The 21,406-nt window shown below is 71.1% G+C and carries 17 protein-coding genes; 8 read left to right on the top strand and 9 right to left on the bottom strand.

Annotation, left to right across the window (positions count from 1 at the left end):
* Positions 1-129 precede the first annotated feature (129 nt).
* Both ACZ6H8_RS06855 and ACZ6H8_RS06850 read left to right on the top strand, forming a co-directional pair.
* Positions 130-942 (top strand): exodeoxyribonuclease III, encoded by an 813-nt coding sequence (locus tag ACZ6H8_RS06855; RefSeq protein WP_464145777.1) that lies wholly within the window; start codon positions 130-132, stop codon positions 940-942.
* Between the two features lie 69 nt (positions 943-1,011).
* Positions 1,012-1,371, top strand: a complete 360-nt coding sequence (locus ACZ6H8_RS06850) for a hypothetical protein (RefSeq protein ID WP_464145776.1) — start codon at positions 1,012-1,014, stop codon at positions 1,369-1,371.
* 33 nt (positions 1,372-1,404) lie between these two features.
* On the opposite strand, the gene ACZ6H8_RS06845 is transcribed toward ACZ6H8_RS06850, so the two are convergent.
* Positions 1,405-2,382, bottom strand: coding sequence for a tripartite tricarboxylate transporter substrate binding protein (locus ACZ6H8_RS06845; protein WP_464145774.1), 978 nt, complete (start codon positions 2,380-2,382; stop codon positions 1,405-1,407).
* A 160-nt stretch (positions 2,383-2,542) separates the two neighbouring features.
* Here ACZ6H8_RS06845 and ACZ6H8_RS06840 point away from each other — a divergent pair, with 160 nt between their 5' ends.
* Complete coding sequence (locus ACZ6H8_RS06840; RefSeq protein WP_464145772.1) at positions 2,543-3,304, top strand: MurR/RpiR family transcriptional regulator; 762 nt, start codon at positions 2,543-2,545, stop codon at positions 3,302-3,304.
* Here the strand turns inward: ACZ6H8_RS06840 and ACZ6H8_RS06835 are convergent.
* The 6 genes from ACZ6H8_RS06835 to ACZ6H8_RS06810 are packed head-to-tail and all read right to left on the bottom strand — an operon-like array spanning position 3,282 to position 8,483.
* On the bottom strand, positions 3,282-4,799 hold the full coding sequence (locus ACZ6H8_RS06835; protein ID WP_464145770.1) for a tripartite tricarboxylate transporter permease: 1,518 nt from the start codon (positions 4,797-4,799) through the stop codon (positions 3,282-3,284). The two genes, ACZ6H8_RS06840 and ACZ6H8_RS06835, sit on opposite strands and share 23 nt — an antisense overlap.
* A gap of 1 nt (position 4,800) precedes the next feature.
* Complete coding sequence (locus ACZ6H8_RS06830) at positions 4,801-5,373, bottom strand: tripartite tricarboxylate transporter TctB family protein (protein WP_464145768.1); 573 nt, start codon at positions 5,371-5,373, stop codon at positions 4,801-4,803.
* A gap of 9 nt (positions 5,374-5,382) precedes the next feature.
* Positions 5,383-6,057, bottom strand: a complete 675-nt coding sequence (locus ACZ6H8_RS06825; protein ID WP_464145766.1) for an RraA family protein — start codon at positions 6,055-6,057, stop codon at positions 5,383-5,385.
* Complete coding sequence (locus tag ACZ6H8_RS06820) at positions 6,054-7,076, bottom strand: amidohydrolase family protein (protein WP_464145764.1); 1,023 nt, start codon at positions 7,074-7,076, stop codon at positions 6,054-6,056. The genes ACZ6H8_RS06825 and ACZ6H8_RS06820 overlap by 4 nt, the downstream gene beginning before the upstream one ends.
* 10 nt (positions 7,077-7,086) lie before the next feature.
* Positions 7,087-7,443, bottom strand: coding sequence for a VOC family protein (locus tag ACZ6H8_RS06815; protein ID WP_464145762.1), 357 nt, complete (start codon positions 7,441-7,443; stop codon positions 7,087-7,089).
* A gap of 59 nt (positions 7,444-7,502) precedes the next feature.
* Positions 7,503-8,483 carry a tripartite tricarboxylate transporter substrate binding protein gene (locus ACZ6H8_RS06810; RefSeq protein ID WP_464145760.1) on the bottom strand — a complete coding sequence of 327 codons (981 nt, stop codon included), beginning with the start codon at positions 8,481-8,483 and terminating at the stop codon, positions 7,503-7,505.
* A 234-nt stretch (positions 8,484-8,717) separates the two neighbouring features.
* Between ACZ6H8_RS06810 and ACZ6H8_RS06805 the strand changes: the two genes are divergently transcribed.
* Complete coding sequence (locus ACZ6H8_RS06805; RefSeq protein ID WP_464145758.1) at positions 8,718-10,133, top strand: DUF6421 family protein; 1,416 nt, start codon at positions 8,718-8,720, stop codon at positions 10,131-10,133.
* A gap of 320 nt (positions 10,134-10,453) precedes the next feature.
* Positions 10,454-16,492 (top strand): choice-of-anchor G family protein, encoded by a 6,039-nt coding sequence (locus tag ACZ6H8_RS06800; RefSeq protein ID WP_464145756.1) that lies wholly within the window; start codon positions 10,454-10,456, stop codon positions 16,490-16,492.
* 248 nt (positions 16,493-16,740) lie between these two features.
* Here ACZ6H8_RS06800 and ACZ6H8_RS06795 read toward each other — a convergent pair whose 3' ends face one another.
* Positions 16,741-17,235 carry a DUF427 domain-containing protein gene (locus tag ACZ6H8_RS06795; RefSeq protein ID WP_464145754.1) on the bottom strand — a complete coding sequence of 165 codons (495 nt, stop codon included), beginning with the start codon at positions 17,233-17,235 and terminating at the stop codon, positions 16,741-16,743.
* Positions 17,236-17,468: 233 nt separating this feature from the next.
* Between ACZ6H8_RS06795 and ACZ6H8_RS06790 the strand changes: the two genes are divergently transcribed.
* Both ACZ6H8_RS06790 and ACZ6H8_RS06785 read left to right on the top strand, forming a co-directional pair.
* Entirely contained in the window at positions 17,469-18,257 is a 789-nt protein-coding gene (locus ACZ6H8_RS06790) for a DUF998 domain-containing protein (protein WP_464145752.1), read from the top strand.
* A gap of 32 nt (positions 18,258-18,289) precedes the next feature.
* Entirely contained in the window at positions 18,290-18,904 is a 615-nt protein-coding gene (locus tag ACZ6H8_RS06785) for an SDR family NAD(P)-dependent oxidoreductase (RefSeq protein WP_464145750.1), read from the top strand.
* On the opposite strand, the gene ACZ6H8_RS06780 is transcribed toward ACZ6H8_RS06785, so the two are convergent.
* Complete coding sequence (locus ACZ6H8_RS06780; protein WP_464145748.1) at positions 18,901-19,518, bottom strand: hypothetical protein; 618 nt, start codon at positions 19,516-19,518, stop codon at positions 18,901-18,903. The two genes, ACZ6H8_RS06785 and ACZ6H8_RS06780, sit on opposite strands and share 4 nt — an antisense overlap.
* Before the next feature lie 620 nt (positions 19,519-20,138).
* Here ACZ6H8_RS06780 and ACZ6H8_RS06775 point away from each other — a divergent pair.
* A partial coding sequence (locus ACZ6H8_RS06775) for an ATP-binding protein (RefSeq protein WP_464145746.1) occupies positions 20,139-21,406 on the top strand: 1,268 nt, incomplete at its 3' end.

Raw genomic sequence — 21,406 nt, 5'->3', positions numbered from 1 at the left:
GCACCTCAGGGGCCGGAGGGAGAAGGCCCCGCTCGAAGGGGCCGAGCTGCGCTCGCACCTCAGGGCCCGCGCACGGCACCGCCCCGACACACGGCGCCCTCCGTCGCACCGACGAAATAGGCTGGCGGCATGCGCGTCGCGACCTGGAACGTGAACTCCGTCCGCACCCGTGTGGGTCGCATCGTCGACTGGCTGGAGCGCTCCGACGTCGACGTGCTGGCGATGCAGGAGATCAAGTGCCGCGTCGACCAGTTCCCGTACGAGGCGTTCGAGGCTGCCGGGTACCACGTCGAGGCGCACGGCACGAACCAGTGGAACGGCGTCGCGATCGCCTCGCGGCTGCCGATGCTCGACGTCGTGCGGCAGTTCGACGAGCAGCCCGGCTACGCGAACACGGGCGAGCCGGTCGTGGAGGCGCGTGCCATGGCGGCGACCGTGGAGGGCGTGCGGCTGTGGAGCCTGTACGTGCCGAACGGGCGCGACCTCGAGCATCCGCACCTGACGTACAAGCTGGAGTGGCTGCGCATCCTCGCGAACCACGCGAAGGGCTGGCGGCACGAGCGCCTCGCACTCATGGGCGACTTCAACATCGCCCCGTTCGACCACGACGTGTGGGACATCGCCGCGTTCGAGGGCTCGACGCATGTGAGCGAGCCGGAGCGGGCCGCGTTCCGCGCGTTCGAGGACGCAGGCCTCACCGACGTCGTGCGCGATCGCGCGAGCGGCTACACCTACTGGGACTACAAGGCGGGCCGCTGGCAGAAGGGCGAGGGCATGCGCATCGACTTCGTGCTCGGCACCGCCTCGTTCGCCGAGCTGGTGACGGCGGCGCGCATCGACTCGGGCGAGCGCGCCGGCGACGCGCCGAGCGACCACGTGCCCGTCGTCGTCGACATCGACGTCGAGACCGAGCTCGACGACGATCGCCCGATGATCTTCTAGCGACCTGCGGCGATCGCCGCCGGCATCCCGTCGCGACGTGCGATGCTGGCGGCGATCGAGGGGGATCGCGTGGATCTGGGACGAGCGCAGGAGCAGGGGCCTCGGGCGGAGAGCCCGCTGCGGGCGGTCGCGCTCATGGTCCTGTCGGTGGGACTGCTCGTCGCGCTCGGCACGCTCGCGCTCATCCCGCTGTTCGCCGTGACGCAGCCGTGCCCCGTGGCGCTGCAGCCGTGCGACGAGACGTCGGGACCGGTCGCGCTCGTGCTCATGCTGGGCGTGCCCGCCGTGGCGGTCGGGGTCGGCATCGCGGGCGGCGTCGTACAGCTGGTTCGTCGACGGCCCGCCATCCGGTGGCCGGCGATCGCATGCGCCGTCGCGGTCGCATCGTGGCTCGCTGGCCTCGCCGTGGCGCTCGTCGCGGGGTCCTGACGCCGCGCGGCCTGGACACCGCGACCGGCCGGCTCAGTCGCCGAAGCGCTCGAGGAAGAGCGCCTCCTGATCCGCCCAGGTCTCGCCGATCTCCTGCGCGCCGACGAACATCGGCTCCTGGAAGCCCGCCTCGACGGTCTCCTGGTACCCGGGTGCCGCGACGGCGGACTCGGCCGCAGCCTCGTAGACGTCGACGAGCTCCTGCGGCGTGCCTGCTGGAGCCGACACGATCAGGAAGCCGTTGATGTCGAGGTCGATCCCGAGCGAGGCGAACGTCGGCACGTCGGGCAGGAACGGGTCCTGCTCCCCGCCGTAGATCCCGAGCGCACGGAAGTCGCCGTTCATGACGCCCGGGACGATGGTCGTGCCGCCACCGATGATGACGTCGACCTCGCCGCCGAGCAGCGCGGTGGTCTTCTCTGGGCCGCCGTCGAATGGCACGACGTTGAACTCGACGCCCGCGCTCTCGGCCGCTGCGAGGACTCCGAGGGTCTCGTCCTCGCTCGCCGTGCCGACCGAGATGGCGCCCGGCGACGCCGCGGCGGCCTCGAGCAGGTCGTCGAGCGTCTCGTACGGGCTGCTGGCGCTGACGGCCATGTAGTTCGTCGTGCGCGCGAGAGCCGCGATCGGCACGAAGCTCGCACGGTCGTACGTCGCGCCGCGGTCGTCGATGACGTAGGTGGGGATCGCGGAGGGGATGTTCGTGAACCCGATCGTGTAGCCGTCGGGGGTGGCGCTCGCGAGCTGCGTGAGACCGAGCTGACCGCCCGCGCCCGGCACGTTGAGCACCTCGACGTTGACGTCGAGCTCCTCGGAGAGCGCAGCGGTGAACGCGCGGGCGGTGACGTCGGTCGTGCCGCCTGCGCTGAAGGGCACGATGACGGTGATCGTCGAGCCGGCCTCGGGGAACGCGTCGGCGGCGTCGGTCGTCGCTGCCGTCGTCGGCGCGCACCCCGACAGCCCGAGGGCCAGCGCGGCGGCGGGTGCCAGGATGCTCAGGAGCTTCTTCATCGAATCTCTCCTCGAGTCTCGAGCGAGGGCGTCGTCATCGACGCTCGACCGCGAGACGGTGGATGTTTCTTGCAGGTCAGGGATAGAGTGCAGGAAACCTGCAACGGTGTCAAGCGCGAGGGACGCGACGGTGCGTCGCCCCGCAGGGAAGGATCGATCCATGGGTTTCCGCGAGGCACTGCACGCTTCCCACACCGACCTCACGGAGTCCGAGCGCCGCATCGGCGCCGTCCTCCTCAACGACAGCCAGGCGGCCCCGATGCTCACGGCGGCCCAGCTCGCCCGCCAGGCCGACGTCCACGAGTCCACCGTCGTCCGCTTCGCGCAGAAGCTCGGCTATCCCGGCTACGTCGCGATGCGGCTCGATCTCGCCTCCGACCTCGGCGGCGGGCTGCGGCGTCGTCCGCAGCCCAGCGGCGAGGAGTCCTCGCTCGCCCGCGTCGTCCGTGCGCAGAGCGAGATGCTCGCGCGCCTCGAGGACCACGTGTCGCAGTCCGACGTGGACGCGTCGATGGCGGCGGTGCTCGCCGCGGGGCACCGCTACGTGCTCGGCGACGGACTCGTCGGACCCGTCGCCGAGTTCTTCGGACGGAAGGTGGCCATCCTGGGCCTCCCGGTCTCGGTGCTGCGGCAGGTGGGCGTCGAGCTCGAGGTCCAGCTGGGCACCGTGCGGCCAGGCGATGCCGTCATCGCCTTCACGCTCTCGTCGGCCTACGACGATCTGCGCCCCGCCCTCGACGCCGTGCGCGAGCGCGGCGCGACCGTCGTCCTCATCACCGATCAGCCCATCCACACGCTGCGCCCGGCGGCCGACCACCTGCTCGCCGTGCCGCGCTCCGAGCTGAACCACGGCGTGTTCGTCTCGCTCGCAGCCGTCGCGTACGCCCTCGACTACGCCCTCATCCAGCAGCTGGGGTCGTGACGCGCTCGGCCGCGGCGGCGCGCCGACGGCTCCACCGGCGATAGCCGAGCGTGCCGCCGATCGCGAGCACGGCCACGACGAGGAGCGTCGCCGAGATGGGGCTCGTGACGAACGTCGAGAGATCACCACGCGAGATCGAGAGCGCGCGGCGAAGGTTGCTCTCCATGAGCGGCCCGAGCACGATCGTGAGCGCCATGGGGGCGAGCGGCACGTCGAGCTTGCGCAGCACGTAGCCGAGCACCCCGAACACGAGCAGCACGCCGACGTTGAAGACGTTGTTGTCGAGCGTGTACGCGCCGAGGATCATGAATCCGAACACGATGGCGTAGAGCACGGGGAACGGCGTCTTCAGGAACAGGATCCACACCCGCACGAGCGGGATGTTGAGGATGAGCAGGATCACGTTTCCCACGAACATGCTCGCGATGATCGCCCACGGCACCTCCGGGTTCTGCTGGAACAGCAGCGGACCGGGCAGGAGGCCGTTGATGATGAACGCGCCCATGAGGATCGCCGTCGTCGCCGACGTCGGGATGCCGAGGGTGAACAGCGGGATCATGCCGGCGATCGCGAGGGAGTTGTTCGCGGTCTCGGGACCGGCGACGCCCTCGATCGCGCCCTTGCCGAACTCGTGCTTCCGTCGTGACACGGCCTTCTCGATCGTGTACGACGCGAACGACGTCGCAGCGCCCGGCGATCCGGGGAGCAGGCCGAAGAGGAACCCGAGCGGGGCGCCGCGGACGATCGGGCCGACGGAGCGACGGAAGTCCTCGCGTGTGGGCCAGATGCGACCGACGGGCATGACGCGGCCGAACCTGCTCGAGTGATCGACCGTGGAGAGCAGCTCGGAGACCCCGAAGATGCCCATGACGACCGCGATGAAGTTGAGCCCGTCGAGCAGGGGCGCCTGGCCGAACGTGAAGCGCGGGACGCCCTGCAGCGGATCGATGCCCACGACCCCGACCGCGAGGCCGATGAGCGCGCTGACCATGGCCTTGATCATGGATCTGCCCGCGAGCCCGATGACGAGGCTGAGCCCGAGCACCGTGAGCGAGAAGAACTCGGCGGCACCGAACTCGAGGGCGTAGCGGCTGAGCGGTGCCGCGACGATGAAGCCGAGCAGGCCGACGATGCAGCCGACGAACGAGCCGATCGCGGCGATCGTGAGGGCAGCCCCCGCACGCCCGCGCTTCGCCATCTGGTACCCGTCGAGCGTCGTGGCCACCGACGAGGTCTCACCGGGGACGTTGAGGAGCACCGCGGTGATCGTGCCGCCGTAGCTCGCGCCGTAGAGGATGGCGGCGAGCATGATGATCGCCGGGATCGCGCCGAGCGTGAACGTCACGGGCAGCAGGATCGCTACGGCTGCAGCCGGGCCGAAGCCCGGCAGGATGCCCACGAGCATGCCGAGCACGCATCCGACGAGCGCGAGGAGCAGGTTCTCGACGGTCAGCACCGTCGCGAAGCCCTGCAGCAGGAGGTCGATGGAGCCCATGTCAGATCCCGAGGGGCGCGAGGAAGGGCAGGGCCGCCCGCGGAAGCGGCAGATGGAGTCCGAGCGTGAACGCCGCGTACGAGCCTGCGCCGAAGACGACGGCGATGACGAGGCTCGAGAGCCATCGCCTGTCGCCGACGAGCACGAGGAGCGCGAGCACGTACAACGTCATCGACAGCACGTATCCGATCCACAGCAGGGCCCACAGGAAGATGCCGGTCGCGATGGCCGTCACGAGGATGCGCCGCACGCCCGCGCGGTCGGGCATCTGCGCGTCGGAGCTGCGATCGAGCCTCCCGAGCGTCGCGAGCGCGAACCACACGACGGAGAGCGCGGCGAAGAGCGCGCCGATCGCGACGGGGAAGACGCCGGGCCCGGGCGTGCCGTTCGGGGCGACGAGCCCGAGGTCGAGCCCTCCCCACGCCATCCCTGCGCCGAGGAGCGCCGCGACGGCAGCCGCCGCCTGGTTGGCGATGCGGTAGCCCGTCGTGACAGGAAGGTCGGCGTCGGTGTCGACGAGCTCGTCGACGATCGCCTCGGCCACGCCGTCGTGGTCCGATGGTTCGCGATGCATGGTCCCGCCCTACTCGAAGGTGGCGCCGAGCGAGAGTGCGCGCGCTCGGATGCCGGAGCGGTCGCTCGAGCCAGCGCGGAGCGCGACCGCCGAGCGCTCCTCGGCGGCGAGCTTGCGGCGCGCGGCGTCGAGCACGGTCTCGACGTGGTCGAACGGCACGGCGAGGATGCCGTCCGCGTCGCCGACGACGAGGTCGCCCGGCTCGATCGTCATGCCGTCGATGGCGATCGGCACGTTGATCTCGCCGGGACCGTCCTTGTACGGACCGCGATGCGTCACCCCCGAGGCGTACACCGGCAGATGCTGGGCCGCGATCTCCGCCGAGTCGCGGATGGCGCCGTGGATCACGAGGCCCGCGATGCCGCGCTGCACGGCGTGCAGCACCATGAGCTCGCCGATGATCGCGTTCGTGCGGTCGCCGCCCGCGTCGACGACGACGACGTCGCCGGGCTCGGCGAGGTCGAGGGCGAGGTGCACCATGAGATTGTCGCCCGGCCGCGTGCGCACCGTGAGCGCGGGCCCTGAGAGGGCACCACCCGCGTGCATCGGTCGCACGGCGCTGCCGCCCGCGGTGAGGCGGCCCATCGAGTCGCTCACGGTCGAGACCGGCACGGCGAGGAAGCCGGCTGCGAGCTCGGCGGACACGGCGCGGCGCCTGGGACGGACGCGGAATCCGAGGGTCATGCTGCATCCTTCGCGCTCGTGGCGGCACCGAAGTCGGCGCGCGAGTACAGGCGCCTGGCGTTGCCGGAGAAGATCTTCGCCTTGTCGTCGTCGCTCAGCCACGCGATGTCCTGGACGAACGACGCGGTGTCGTCGAACTGCCTGCCGGTGTCGGGGTCGACGACCTTCGCGGTGCCGACGATCTCGGCCGCGAACAGCACGTTGTCGGCGCCGACCTTGCGGATGAGCATCTCGATCGAGTCCCGGTCGTACAGGGCGGTGTCGAAGTAGAAGTTGCGCACGCGCTCCTCGAAGGGCGGCCGTCCGGCCTGGATGTGGAGCGCGCGGTGCCGATTGAACTGGTACGCCATGGACCCGCCGCCGTGGGGCACGATGACCTTGAGGTCCGGATACCGCTCGAAGAGGTCCGACCACGCGAGCTCGAACGTCACGGCGGTGTCGGCGTTGATGTAGTGGGAGCCGTTGAGATGCAGGGCCGGATTCACCGTCGAGGTCGCGTGCAGGAGCACGGGCACGTCGAGCTCGATGACGGCCTCCCAGAGCGGGTACCACCACGGGTCGCTGATCGCAGGGGTGAAGGGCTGCCCTCCTCCCGCGACGTCGGGGTTGACGTTGACGCCGACGAATCCCAGCTCCTCGACGACCCGTCGGAGCTCGGGCACGCACTCGGCGGGGCTGACGCCCGGCGACTGCGGCAGCTGCGCGGCCGGGTAGAGCGACTCGGGGTAGAGGAGGCACGCGCGGTGGATGAGGTCGTTGCAGTGCCGGGTCCACGCGAGGCTCGCTCGCGCGTCGCCGACCTCGTGCCCCATGCCCGACGCGCGCGGGGAGAAGATCATCTTGTCGGTGCCGGTCTGCGCCATCTCGCCGAGCTGGCGCTGCAGGGCAGCGCGGATCTCGTCGTCGGAGATGGCGATCCTGCCGGCGCTCGGTCGATTGAGCGACGCGAGCTGCCTGCCGCGCCATGCCTCGAGCTGCGGCGGGGCGGTCGTGAAGTGGCCGTGGGTGTCGATGCGCATGCCGTCCTCCTCAGTCGGTGAGCTGCCAGGCGGAGCCTGCCGGGTCTGCGACGTTCGCGACCGTGCGGCCCGTGTCGGCGATGAAGGTCGCGCGCTTGAGCACGGGCACGCCCGCGTCGGCCAGCGCGTCGGTGTCGCCCTCGAGCGCATCGGAGCGCAGCGCGATGTGGTTGAGCGTCGTGCCGGTGACCGTGCGGTCCTCGCGCAGCTCGAAGACGACCTGGCCGTCTCCCGGCAGCGCGATCTCGACGGTGCCGCGCTCGGGGGCGGTGCGTCGCACCACCTGCATGCCGAGGTGCGCGAGGAAGGCGACGGCCTCCTCGAGGTCGGGGACCTTGAGGTCGATGTGGTCGATGCGTGTCAGCACGGTGTCTCCTGACGGGTCACGGGTGGGGAGGGATGGTGGGGCGTCGGATGCCCGGCGGATCAGCCGAACAGCGGCTCGACGAGCGCCTGCTGGTCGGCCCACTGCGCCGTGAGCTCGTCGGGCGTCGCGAAGACCACCTCGAAGCCGGCGGCGGCCGATGCGTCGATGAAGTCCTGCGACGACGTCGCCTGCTCGATGGCGTCGGCGAAGGCGGCGACGACGTCGTCGTCCATGCCTGCGGGCCCGGAGATGTTGAGCGTGCCGGAGATCGTGACGTCGGCTCCGGCCTCGGCGAGCGTCGGCACGTCGGCGGTCAGGGAGCTCCGCTCCTGCGTCGCCGTCCCGATGAGTCGCAGGTCGCCGCTCGCGAGCTGCGGGAGGATGCCGCCGACGCTACCCATGATCGCGTCGACGTCGCCGCCGAGCAGGGCCGTGACCTTGTCTGCCGAGCCGCCCTCGAACGTGACGAGGTTGAGGTCGATGCCCGTGGCTTCCTCGAGGCCCGCGGACGCGAGGTAGTCGTCGCTCGCGCCGCTGCCACCCGTGCCGAGCGCGATCACGCCCGGCGAGGCCTCCGCGGCCTCGACGAGGTCGTCGAGCGTCTCGTAGGGGCTGTCGGCGGCGACGGCGAGCACCGTGGGGCTGATGCCGATGCCGCCGAGCGGCGTGAACGAGCCCGCGTCGTAGGTGGCGCCGCGCGCAGGGTCGAGGTACGCGAGCGTCGAGGGGAGGTTCGTGAACCCGATCGCGGAGCCGTCGGCGGGCTCGGCGGCCATGGCGGTCAAGCCGATCTGCCCGCCCGCTCCCGGGCGGTTCTCGACGACGACCGTCGCGCCGAGGGCGTCCTCGAGCTCGGGGGCGAAGAGTCTCGCGAAGACGTCGGTGATGCCGCCGGCGTCGAACGGGACGACGAGCGTGACGACCTGATCCGCTCCGGGGAAGTCGCTCCCCTCGTCGGCCGACTGTGTCGTCGGGGCGCAGCCGGTCCCGATGAGGAGGACGGCCGCGGCCATCCCCGTGAGCTTCCACGTCGTACGCATGACCTTCTCCTCGTCGAGCAGGCTGGGTGTGTCGGCTGCCAGCGACCACGAGTCGTGGGCTGGCAGGTTTCTTGCAACTGATGCCTATCTTGCAGGTTGCATGCATGCTCGTCAACCGTCGAGCGTCCACGCAACGAACCTGCGCCGCGCGCGGAGCATCGTCGCGACGCACGGAACGTGCAGGAAAGCCGCCTCCGCGCGCAATGCTTGTGCGGGCGCTCGTTCCTACGCTGGATGCATCCCTCGTTCCACCGCCAGGAAGGCCCTCACGACGTGACCATCGCCACGCCGCTCAGCACCGCCGAGCTCACGCAGCACCCCGCATGGCTGCGCCTCAAGGCCGCCGCGACCGCCCTGCAGGCCCTGCAGGCGAAGTCGGGCGCGATCGAGGATGCCGCGCACCATGCCGCGGCCCGCGACCACGTCGCCGACCTCGTCGGCGGCATGCGCGAGCTCGCCCCGCTGTTCCCGCACGACGCCGACTACCTCGAGCAGTCGGCGGTCGACTTCGAGCGGTGGGCCGATCGCGGCTTCGACGTGCCCGACCACTTCGACTCGCTCCTGCTCTTCCAGCCGCAGCAGCACCGCGTCGACGGGCTGCAGCATCTCGTGGTCTTCCCCATGTACACGCAGAACGGCTCGCCGAACCGGCACGTGGAGGCCGTGCTCGTCGAGGTGATCTGGCCGGAGTTCATCGCCGACCTCGAGGCGAGCGACTACTCGAACGCGCTGTTCGTGCCGCTGCGCTTCATCGACTTCACCGCCGGCTACGACACGAACTCGGCCGTGCTGTTCCCCGAGACCGTCGCGATGCGCGAGACGCCCGCGTTCACGTGGGGCGCGATCTTCCAGGACCGCGAGGCGGCGCGGTTCCGCCGCGTCGTGCGGGCAGCCGTCGAGGTGACGCACCTCGAGCTGCCGGAGGACGTCAGCGCGATGCTCGACGACCAGCGGCTCACGGAGGAGGTCTTCGTGATGTGGGACCTCATCCACGACCGCACGCACATGCGCGGCGACCTGCCGTTCGACCCGTTCATGATCAAGCAGCGCATGCCGTTCTTCCTCTACTCCCTCGAGGAGCTGCGCTGCGACCTGACCGCGTTCCGCGAGTCGGTCGCGATCGAGCGTCGCCTCAAGGCGCAGGACGTGCGCAGCGACGACGACGAGCTGCTCATCCAGCGCGCGCGGCTCGTGCAGTTCGCGGTGATCTTCGACCGCATCTTCCGGTTCGCGATCACGGGCTCGCGCGTGCGCAACTACGACGGCCTCGGCGGGCAGCTGCTGTTCGCGTGGCTGCACCAGCGTCGCGTGCTGCACTGGACCGACACGCAGCTCGCGTTCGACTGGGATGCCGTGCCCGACATGGTCAACGAGCTGGGCGCGGCGATCGAGCACCTGTACTGGCGCTCGATCGACCGCCCCAAGGTCGCGCACTGGCTCGCGGCGTACGAGCTCGTCTCGGCGACGGTCGAGCCGCACCCGGCGTCGGCGTGGAAGGCGGGCGACCTGCCGCTGACGGGCGCGCCTCGCGAGCTCACGGATCTCGTGATGGACGACGAGTTCCCGCTGTCGATGTTCTTCGAGGCCTTCGAGCGCAAGATGCGCGACGTCGTCGCGTCGACGTCGGGCATCACGGGCGCGACCGCGTAGCGTCCACCAGCGTCGCCGAGAGGCCCCGGAGCATCCGTGCTCCGGGGCCTCTCGGCGTGTCGCGAGAGATCGTCCGGCGGCATCGCCGGGTGCCGCGCGCGGGGGACGGATGCGTCGTCGCGTCCGCTCGATCGTCGAATCGTCGCTCCTGCCGCGACATCGCGGTGCGGGCGGGCGGGCCATCTCGTCGGACGGTTGGACATCTGAGGCGGCGGAAGTGTACACCGGGCGCCTGATCGCGCGGGCTCTATCCACAGGTTGCAGCCCGGGGTACGGTGCACCTGAGGACACCTCACTCTCTATCTCCACAGGGGGCACCGATGCGTCGCACAGCAGCATGGAAGCCGATCGGGATCGTCGCAGCCACGACGATCGCGATCGCAGGATTCGGGGTCGCCCCAGCGACCGCCGCGGAGGATGATCGCGAGCAGGCGCTCGCGCGCGTGCTCAGTGCCACCCTCCTCGATCAGGGCCTCCTCGACGCGGCGACCGCGTACACGGGCACGTCCGAGACGGTGAATCCCCAGGCGAACGACCTGACGCTCGACAGCGAGCTGCTCGGTGCCTCCATCGGCCTCACCGACGGCCTCCAGCTGCCCCTCATCGACTCCGGCACGAACAACGGCCTCATCGGCGGCCTCGGCCAGGCGGGCACGCTCAGGAGCTACGCCTTCACCGACGCCGACACCTCCATCGCAGCGAGCGGCCTCATCGGTGCCGACGGCGCGATCGCTGTCGACCCCGACCCGGCCCCGGGCACCATCCCCTCTGCGACCATCGACCTCACCGCAGCACTCGGCGAGCTCGGCCTGTCGGGCATCACGGACCAGATCGTCTCGGAGCTGCAGCTCGAGGTCGGCGCGTTCGCGGCACGCGCGGAGACCGACGGCACGATGGTCGACGACGAGTACGCGCTGGCCGACCTCACGCTCGAGTTCGACAGCCCCGCGGTGGGCGAGCTCGCATCGGCGCTGACCGAGGACCTCGCTGCCCTCACGACCGCGCTCGACACGGGCATCGACGGCCTGAGCGGCACGGACGGCGCGCTGCAGCAGCTCGTCGACACCCTGAACATCCAGCTGTCGCTCCCCCTCGTCGGCGGTCTGCTCGGCGTCGACGCCACCGGCGGCACGGCCGCCGTGGAGGTCGCCGACCTCACGGCCGTGCTCGCGACCCTCCTCGACGACGACGACGCGACGCCCGGCATCCAGCTCGTGTCCGACGGCATCGTCCTCGACCTGTCGGCAGGCACCGTCTCGGTCGACCTCGCGCAGATCGTGAACGACGGAGGTCAGGGCCTCAACGACCTCGACCCGAACACCCCCGTGCTCGACGCCGACCTGCTCTCCGGCATCTCGACGAGCGTCGCGACGCTCGTCGGTGGCATCACCACGAACCTGTCGGAGGCGCTGACAGAGGCACTGGAGCAGTCGAGCATCACGCTCACGGTGCCGATCTCCGTCACCCTCCTGAACGGCTCGGTGGCGACGGCGCAGATCAACGTCGTCGGAACGCTGGGCGGGTTCCTCGACGGCGCCGGCACGGTGACCGTGACCGACACGACCATCCTCAGCCTGCCGCTCGTCGGCGTCCAGCAGCTCACGAACGCCCTCCTGGGCGCCGTGTCCGGCCCCGTCCTCGGCGCAGTCGGCGGACTCGTCAGCCCCCTGCTGACGACGGCGACGAGCGGGATCACCACCGCGGTCGACGACCTCGACACCCTCGTGGGCTCCGTGCTCGGCGACCTCGACATCGTCTTCGACGCCATCGCGCTCGTCGCGACCGCCACGGTCAACGCGCAGCCGGCCGAGAGCGACCTGGGAGCAGACGGCTTCACGGTCCACGCGCTGCAGGTCGTGCTGCTGCCCGGCCTCCTCGGCTCGTCGGCCGCGACCGTCGCCCTGGGCTCGGCATCCGTGCTCAACGTCGACGCGCTCGCCGCAGGCACGCTCGTCATCGACCCCGACCAGGCTCGTGCAGGCGAGACCGTCGACCTCTCCGGCACCGGCTGGAACCCGGACGGCGGCGACGTCACCGTGACGTTCACCGACGCCGACGGCGAGCAGGTCGGCGAGGAGGTCGTCATCACCCCCGCGGCCGACGGCTCGATCGACGACACCTTCACCATCCCGACGGGCACGGAGGTCGGCGACCTCACCGGGACCGCCGTGCAGGACGGCGCGACCACCACGGCCGACCTCGAGGTCGTCGCGGCACCCGTCGTGATCGTCGACCCCGACCCGGTCGACCCGGGCGACACCATCACCATCACCGGCAGCGGATTCCTCTGCGGCCCCGTCACCGTCACCATCACGGGCGGCTCCGAGCCCGTCGTCATCGCCGACATCCCCGTCGCCGAGGACGGCTCGTGGTCCACGACCTACGACGTGCCCGCCGACATCGACGCCAACACCCTCACCATCACCGCAGTCGCCACCGGCACCTGCGACGACGAGGATGACACCGACGTCGAGATCGACCAGCCCGAGTCCCTCGAGCTGACGCCTGCGCAGGTGCGCATCGGCGACACGGTCACGATCGACGGCGACGGCTGGGCCACCGGCTCCGACGTCACCGTCACGTTCACGAACGCCGCCGGCCAGGTCGGCGCGCCCGTCGTGATCACCCCCGGCACCGACGGCACGATCGACGGCACCTTCACGGTGCCGGACGGCACGGCCGACGGCGCGCTCACGGGCACCGCGGTGCAGGGCGACGACACGTCGACCGACGCCGTCACCGTGTTCGGCGAGCCGACCGTCATCGTCACGCCCGACCCGGTCGACCCCGGTGAGACCATCACGATCTCCGGCAGCGGCTTCGTCTGCGGCCCGGTGACGGTCACCATCACCGGCGGCGACGAGCCCGTCGAGATCACCGACATCCCCGTCGCGGCCGACGGCTCGTGGAGCACGACCTACGTCGTGCCCGCCGACATCGACGTCACCTCGCTCACCATCACCGCAGTCGCCACCGGCACCTGCGACGACGAGGGCGAGACCGACGTCGAGGTCGACCTCGACGAGACGCTCACCGCCACCCCGGAGTCCCTCCGCATCGGCGACGAGGTCACCCTCGTCGGCACCGGCTGGGCAGACGGAGCCGTCGAGCTCACGGCGACCGACGCCGCCGACGCGACCGTCGGCACCTTCACGGCGACCGCCGTCGACGGCGACTTCTCGGAGCCGTTCACGGTCCCGAGCGGCACGACGCTCGGCACGCTCGTGTTCACCGCGACGCAGGGCGACGACGTCGAGACCGACGCCGTCACCGTGTTCGGCGAGCCGGTCGTCGTCGTGACGCCCGACCCGGTCGACCCCGGTGAGACCATCACGATCAGCGGCTCCGGGTTCCTCTGCGGCCCCGTGACCGTGACGATCGCCGACGGCGACGTCGAGCTGGAGGTCATCGAGGACATCGAGGTCGCGGCCGACGGCACGTGGAGCACGACGTACGTCGTGCCCGCCGACACCGACGCCACCTCGCTCACCATCACCGCGGTCGCCACCGGCGACTGCGGCACGGACGAGACCGACGTCGAGGTCGACCAGCCCGAGACCGTCGAGCTCTCGCCCGGCGAGGTGCGCGGTGGCGACGACGTCGTCATCGACGGCGACGGCTGGAACCCCGACGGTGGCCCGGTGACGGTCGTGTTCGAGGACGCGGACGGCAACCAGGTCGGCGACGCGGTCACCATCGTCCCCGACGACGACGGCACGATCGACGGCTCCTTCGAGGTCCCCGGCGACACGCCTGCAGGCGAGCTCACCGGCACGGCCACGCAGGGCGACGACTCGACGAGCGACACCGTCGCGGTCTTCGACCCCGCATCCGTCGTCATCGAGCCCGGCACCGTGCGGGCAGGCGAGGACGTGACCGTCGACGGCGGCGGATGGCTGCCGAACGGCGGCGACGTCACCGTGACCTTCGAGGACGCCGACGGCAACCAGGTCGGCGACGCGGTCGTGCTCACGCCCGGCGCCGACGGCACGATCGACGGGGACTTCACGGTTCCCGCCGGCACCGACCCCGGCATCCTCACCGCGACCGCGGTGCAGGGCGACGCCGACGCCACCGACACGCTCGCCATCGCCGAGGAGCCCTCGGTGACGGTGGAGCCCGACACGGCTCGCCCCGGCGACACCGTGACGGTCGGCGGCGGTGGCTGGGCCGACGGCACGCCCGTGACGGTCGTGTTCACCGACGAGGACGACGTGCAGGTCGGCGAGGAGCTCACGCTCGACCCGACCGACGGCGTCATCACCGGCTCCTTCGTGGTGCCGGGCGACGTCGACCCCGGAACCCTCACGGCCACGGCCACGCAGGGTGACGACGAGGCGACGGACGAGCTCGAGGTCACCCTCGCGCCCACCGTCTCGGCAACGCCCGAGCAGCTGCACGTGCTCGACGCGATCACGATCGGCGGCACGGGATGGGATCCCGCATCCGTCGTCACCGTGACCGTGACGAACGCGGACGGCGAGACGGTCGGCACGCCGCTGGGCCTCACGCCGGACGAGGACGGGGTCATCACGGGGTCGTTCACGGTCCCCGAGGGCACCGACCTCGGCGAGCTGACGGTCACCGCCGAGCAGGGCGCGGATGACGCGACCGACACGGTGCAGGTGGTCGCCGACCCGACGGTCGTCGTCACGCCGAACCCGGCCGACCCTGGCCAGCAGGTCACCATCTCCGGCGACGGGTTCCTCTGCGGCCCCGTCACGGTGACGATCACCGCAGGCGACACCGTGCTCGCCACCATCCCCGGCCTCACGGTCGTGGACGGCCAGTGGAGCACCGTCTACACCGTGCCGCTCGACGTCACGGTCGACTCGCTCACCATCTCCGCAGTCGCCACCGGCGTGTGCGGCGACGAGGGCGAGACGGACCTCGAGGTCGACCTCGTCGAGACGCTGACGGCGACGCCCGAGTTCGCCGAGATCGGCGACGAGGTCACCGTGGCAGGCACCGGCTGGGCAGACGGGACGGTGTCGATCACCGCGACCGACGCCTCGGGCGACGTCGTGGGCACCTTCCCCGCGACCGCGGTCGAGGGCTCGTTCTCGGTGCCGTTCACCGTCCCGGCAGGCACCGACCTCGGCACGCTCGAGTTCGAGGCCACGCAGGGTGACGACGTCGAGACCGCAACGGTCTCGGTCGTCTCCATCCCCGCGGGACCGGCGACGATCATCGTGTCGCCGAGCACCGTCGAGGCGGGCGCGACGGTCGCGATCGACGGCGAGGGCTTCGACCCGACCGCCGGCATCGTGACCATCACGATCACGAACGCCACGGGCGGCACGGTCGGCTCCGTGACGGCCGCGGTGCAGCCGGACGGCGCGCTGTTCACCGCAGCGTTCCAGGTGCCAGGCAACGTCGACCCGCAGACGCTGACGGCGACCGCCGTGCAGGGTCCGCGGACCGCGACGGACACGTTCGACGTTCGCGCGTCGAACCTGCCGGTCATCCGACTCGGAGGCCCGGACCGCTTCGCGACCGCCGTCGAGATCTCACGTGACGCGTTCCCCTTCGGAGCGAACATCGTGTACCTCGCCAACGGTCTGAAGTTCCCGGACGCGCTGTCGGCAGCACCCGCTGCCGCGCAGACCGACTCGCCGCTGCTCCTGACCCGTCAGGAGTACGTCGAGCCGGGCGTGCTCGACGAGTTCGACCGCCTCGAGCCCGACGTCGTCGTGATCGTCGGCGACGAGAGCTCGGTGAGCGCCAACGTGGCATCGCAGATCGCACCCTTCGCGGGTGAGATCGTGCGCCTTGGCGGCGACGACCGATTCGAGACGTCGCAGCTGATCGCGGAGTACGCGTTCGACAGCGCATCCACCGCCTACATCGCGACGGGGCTCAACTTCCCCGACGCGCTGACGGCAGGAGCCGCTGCGGGTGCCGATGGCTCGCCGCTGCTGCTCACCTACGGTGCGACGCCGCCTGCCGGCCTCGTCGACACGCTCGAGGGCCTCGGCGTCGACGGCGTGTACATCGCAGGTGACGGCAACGCGGTCGCGACCTCGCAGGAGGCTGCGTTCACGAACGCCGGCATCGACGTGATCGACCGCTACGCGGGCGAGAACCGATTCGACACCGCCATCGAGGTGTCGCAGGCGTCGTTCGACGGCCCCGCCGATCGGATCTACGTCGCCACGGGTCTGCGGTTCCCGGATGCGCTCGCCGGCTCGGCGATCGCGGGAGCGCAGGGCGTGCCGGTGTTCACGTCGCGGCCGAACTGCATGTGGGCCGACATCCTCGACGAGCGTGAGCGACTCGAGGACCCGCAGGTGGTGCTGCTGGGCGACCAGCTGGCGCTCGACAACAACGTGTTCGACCTGGTGGCCTGCACGGGCTGATCGGATCGACGCGTGATCGCGGGGTGCGGCCTTCGGGTCGCACCCCGCCTTCGCGTTCGCGGGGGCTCGTCGTTCCGAGCGTGGGCGGCGCGGCAGCGGCGCCGTCTCGCGTCGTGCGCCGTCGGGATGCGGCCTGAGCGGTGCTTCGAGGGCGCATTCCACCTCAGCGGCCGCTCAGGCCGCATTCCGACGGCGGAGCAGGCCGCCGCCGGCTCGTGCACCGGCCGGCGAGGGGCGAGGGGTCGGTGCTACCAGCCCATCGAGCCTGGCACGCCCTTGAAGGGTCCTGCGACCGCCGACGTGATCCATCCGCCGTAGAAGCCGCCCTCCTGGGGCGTGACCTCCTCGCCGTCGACGGTGCACACGAGCGGGGCGCCGGGCATGACCGCCCAGTGACCGACGATGGTCTCGTACGGGTGGCGCGGCTCGGGGTAGGTCCATGCGGCGCGGGGCACGGTGTGGCCGAGTGCGCGCACGTCGGCGTAGGCGGCGCGTCCCTTCCACTCGCACGTGCTCGACCCCTCGGCTGGCACGAGGGCGCCCGGTGCGAACGCCGCCTCCGGCAGGTAGTAGGTCGGCGGGTGGCTCGTCTCGAGCACGCGCAGCGCATCGTCGGTCTCGGCGACGACCGTGCCGGCGAGGCGGACGACGATGTGCACGCCCGCGTGCTCGAGCCTGGGTGGGCGCGGGTAGTCCCACACGGACTCCTGGCCGGGCTTCGGGGGGATCGGCTTGGGTCGCATCCCCCTACCCTCCCCCGCTGGGCGCTGTGGCACCAGTGCGCATCCTGTCCCCCGCCGTTGCGAGGTGCGCGTGTCGTTGCGAGGTGCGCGTGTCGTTGCGAGGTGCGGCTCTCCAACTGAGGTGCGCCTCGCAGCGCACCTCCGCTGGAGAAGCGCACCTCGAGACGCGTTCGGCGGCCGCCCGCGCCGAGGGGGTCGCATCCCGCGCCCGCCGTGCGTGCCAGGCTTGATGGGTGACCGCATCCGCCCCGACCCTCACCGACCGCCGCGTGGCGCGCGGCGGCGTCGCGCTCGTCGCGACCGCGCAGTACCTCATCGCGGAGCAGGTGGTGGCGGCCGCGTGGGTGGATGCGCCGTACTCGTTCGGCGACAACTACATCTCCGACCTGGGCGTGCCCGAGTGCCTCATCCTCGACGACCGCGTCGTGTGCTCGCCGCAGTGGCTGCTCATGGATGCCGCGTTCGTGCTGCAGGGCCTCATCGTGCTCGTCGCGGTGTGGCAGCTCGCGTGGCTGCTGCCGCGCGGATGGCGTGCGGCGGCGACGGTGCTCGGCGGCGTGCACGGCGTGGGCATGATGCTCGTGGGCACGTTCCCGGGCTCGATCGCCGAGACGCTCGGCGGCGACGCGACGCGTGGGGCGGTGCACGGCATCGGGGCGACGCTCGCGATCGGCGGCGGCCTCGTGTGGATGCTCGTCGCCGGCATCGGCATGCTCGTGCGACGGTGGCGCGGGGTCGGCATCCTGTCGGTCGCGCTGTCGCTCGTCGGCATGGTCGGCATGGTGGGGCTCGTGCTGATGCCGTCGGTGCCCGGTGCCGACCTGGGGCTCGGCGTCGGCGGCATCGAGCGGCTCGCGGTGTACCCGATCATCGCGTGGCTCATCCTCATGGGCGTCGCGGCGGTGCTCGTGCATCGCGGCGCGCTGCGGCAGGAGCAGTGGGAGCGGCTGCGCGACGAGGACGAGGCGGCGGCGGATGCGGCGCTCCGCTCGCGCCGGCCGGATGCGGACGCATCGGCCTGACGGGTCTCGGCCGCGACCGGCAGACTGTGCGCATGCGCATCCTCATCGCCGGAGCTTCCAGCCCGCTCGGCCGCGCGACCGCGGTCGCGGCGCGTGCGGCGGGCCACCACGTGATCGCCGTCGGATCGTCGCCGGAGCGTCTGGAGCTCGTCGAGGCCGATGAGCGGCAGGTCTGCGATCTGACGTCGTTCGCGGACGTGCAGTCGTTGGCATCCTCGGTCGGCGAGGTGGATGCGCTCGTGCACCTCGTGGGCGGGTGGCGCGGTGGCGGCGGCTTGGAGGGCCAGTCGGACGAGGACTGGTCGTGGCTCGAGGCGCGCGTCGTGACGACGCTGCGCAACACGACGCGAGCGTTCGCCCCCGCGATCGGCGCGTCGTCGGCTGGACGCATCGTGATCATCTCCACGACGGGCCTCGAGCGCCCGACGGCAGGCAACGCCTCCTACGTGGCGCTGAAGGCGGCGGCGGAGACGTGGCTCGCGGCGGTGGGCCACGCGCTGCGCGCGACGCCTGCGACGACCCACGTGATCCGGGTGAAGGCGCTCGTGTCGGCTGCCGACCGCGAGGCGGAGCCCGACCGCGCGTTCGACGGCTACTCGGACGTGGAGGACGTGGCCGGGGAGATCGTGGGGTTCGTGGGGGTTTAGCTCAGGTTCTCCTCCGCGAGGTCCTCCGGCGCTTCCACCTCAAGCGCGGCAGTCTCCCTCGAAAGCAGACCAACCTCGGATCCGTACCCGAAGACGTGAAGGCTGAGAACATCGACCTCGCGCGGGCCCCCCTGGAAGAACGCACTAAACCGCGCGGGCATGCGACGGAACGGCCTCTCGCGAACCTTTCCCGACTTCTCCCAGTTGGCCATCGGCACAACGAGGAAGAGGTGGTGGGCATTGGGCGCGATGTGCGTCTTCCAGAAATCCTTCAGATCGTGGTTGTTCGTGATCGTGCCACCCCGCTCGACCTCAACGAAGATCCCGCGCGAGTCTGCAAGCGGCAGGAAGAGATCGACTGTCGCGCCTCCGACATACCCGGCGGTGTCGGCAACCCGGACTTCGCTCTGGAATCCGAGCGGCTCGAGTACTGACGCGACCAGCGTTTGCACGGTCGTCGAACCCGCGTTGTGCACGTGCGCCCTTGCGATGTCGTCGGGATGCGACGCCAGGTAGGTACTCAAGGCATCGGCGTACCGCTGCACGACCGTTGTCTCAGCGCGCTCTTCCGGCGTCATCGACTGGCGCTCGAACCGGTGATAGTGCTCGCTCACTCGTGCAGCTCCTCACGGCGCCTTGCCCTGACATCCTCCACAGCTTGGCAGCTCCGGAGCTGCGCACAACCCCAGCTGCTGGCGTCGTCGCCTTTTGACAGCGTGACCGCATGGACGAAACGCTCTTGCACCTCGGCATAGCCTGGAACGACCTCCCAGAGGCATGGAAGCGCCTGAGTTCACGGGCCCCGACGTTGCTCCATGATCGATGGGACGCGTGGGGTGAGCCACTCGACGCGTCGTCGCCAACCCCGTGTGCGCACGTTGTCATCTCTGGTGAGAGCAATGACTACGACTCGATCGTCGCCGAGGTAACCGACCTGCTGGCCGGAGATCCCTCTGGAACGTGGATCGCGGTGGAGACGACATCGTCCGACTGGAGCGTCGCGGACGCGGGCGGACGAATCTGGCATCGGTTCGAGGGGCCTAGCGGGACCGCTGTCGTGATCGAAGTCCATCCCGCACCCACGTAGCCTCCGGCCCGTGCGCTTTTCGTTCCCGGGCTCAGGAGGCGCCCGGGGGAGGTTGTCCCCGGCACTCGATCGCCGGGTGCTTCAGCTTTCGCGCACTCCCCCATCCGACTGAGGCGACTCCCACCGCACCCGCCTACCCTGGAGCGCATGTCCGCCACCCGCCGACGCCCCAGCCGGGCCGAGCTGCGCAACGACGTCATCGTCGCCGCCGTGCTCGGACTCGTCAGCGCCGTCGTCGGGGTGCTCAGCTCGCTCGCGCAGTACATGGTGTTCCACGACGACATCCCCGCGTGGGCGTTCGTGCTCACCTCGTTCGCGCTCGCAGCGCCGCTCGCCGTCCGCCGCGTGTGGCCGTGGGCGGCGGCGCTGCTGTCGTGCGGCCTCTACGTGGTGTTCGGGCAGCTCGGCATCGTCGAGCTCACGGTCTCGCAAGTCATCATGTTCCTCGCCTTCTACACGGTGGGCGCGTGGGATCCGAACCGGCGCCGCGCGTTCTGGGTGCGCCTCGTCGTGGTCGTCGGCATGGCCGTGTGGCTCGGCTGGGCGTTCATCACGGTCCTCGTCGAAGAACCAGCGACCACGGCCGTCATCTCGACGATGCTCATCCAGATCTTCATCAACGTCGCCTACTTCGGCGGCGCATGGGTGTTCGGCGACCGCGCCTACACGCGCGCGCTCGAGCAGGAGCAGCTCGAGGATGCGCACGCCGAGATCGTCGCGCAACGCGACCAGCTCGCCGGTCAGGCCGTCGCCCTCGAACGGGTGCGCATCGCCCGCGAGCTGCACGACGTCGTCGCCCACCACGTGTCGGCCATGGGCATCCAAGCCGGTGCCGCCCGCCGCACGCTGCGCAGCGACGCCGACCGTTCCGAGCATGCGCTGCGCAGCGTCGAGCAGTCCGCACGCGACGCGATCGCCGAGCTGCGCACCATGGTCGTCGCCCTCCGCAGCGACGGCGACGGCGACGGCCCCATGCCGACCCTCGCCGACGTGGACGGGCTGCTCGCGACCGCGCAGGGCTCCGGCCAGATCGTCGACTTCCAGGTCGTCGGGGAACCCGTCGCGATCTCGCCGATGGCAGAGCTGACGCTCGTGCGCGTGCTGCAGGAGTCGCTCACGAACGCGCGCAAGCACGCCGGCCCCACCGCGCACGTCGACGCGCGCCTGCGCTACCGCGGCGACATCGTCGAGGTCGAGGTCAGCGACGACGGCCACGGCGCCCCCGCCCGCGCCCTCGGCACCGGCATGGGACTCACCGGCATGCGCGAACGCGTCGCCGCCGTCGGCGGCACGCTCGAGGCCGGCGCCCGCCCCAGCGGCGGATGGCTCGTCCGAGCGACGCTGCCCGCGCGCGTGACCGCACCCGCGACCGGCGCCGTCGCCGCGCAGCGCCCCGCAGGCGACGACTCCCCCTC

Source organism: Agrococcus sp. AC640b, from assembly GCF_979255995.1.
Note: the sequence above shows the minus strand (reverse complement) of the source record. Positions and strands in the feature narration are given on the sequence as shown.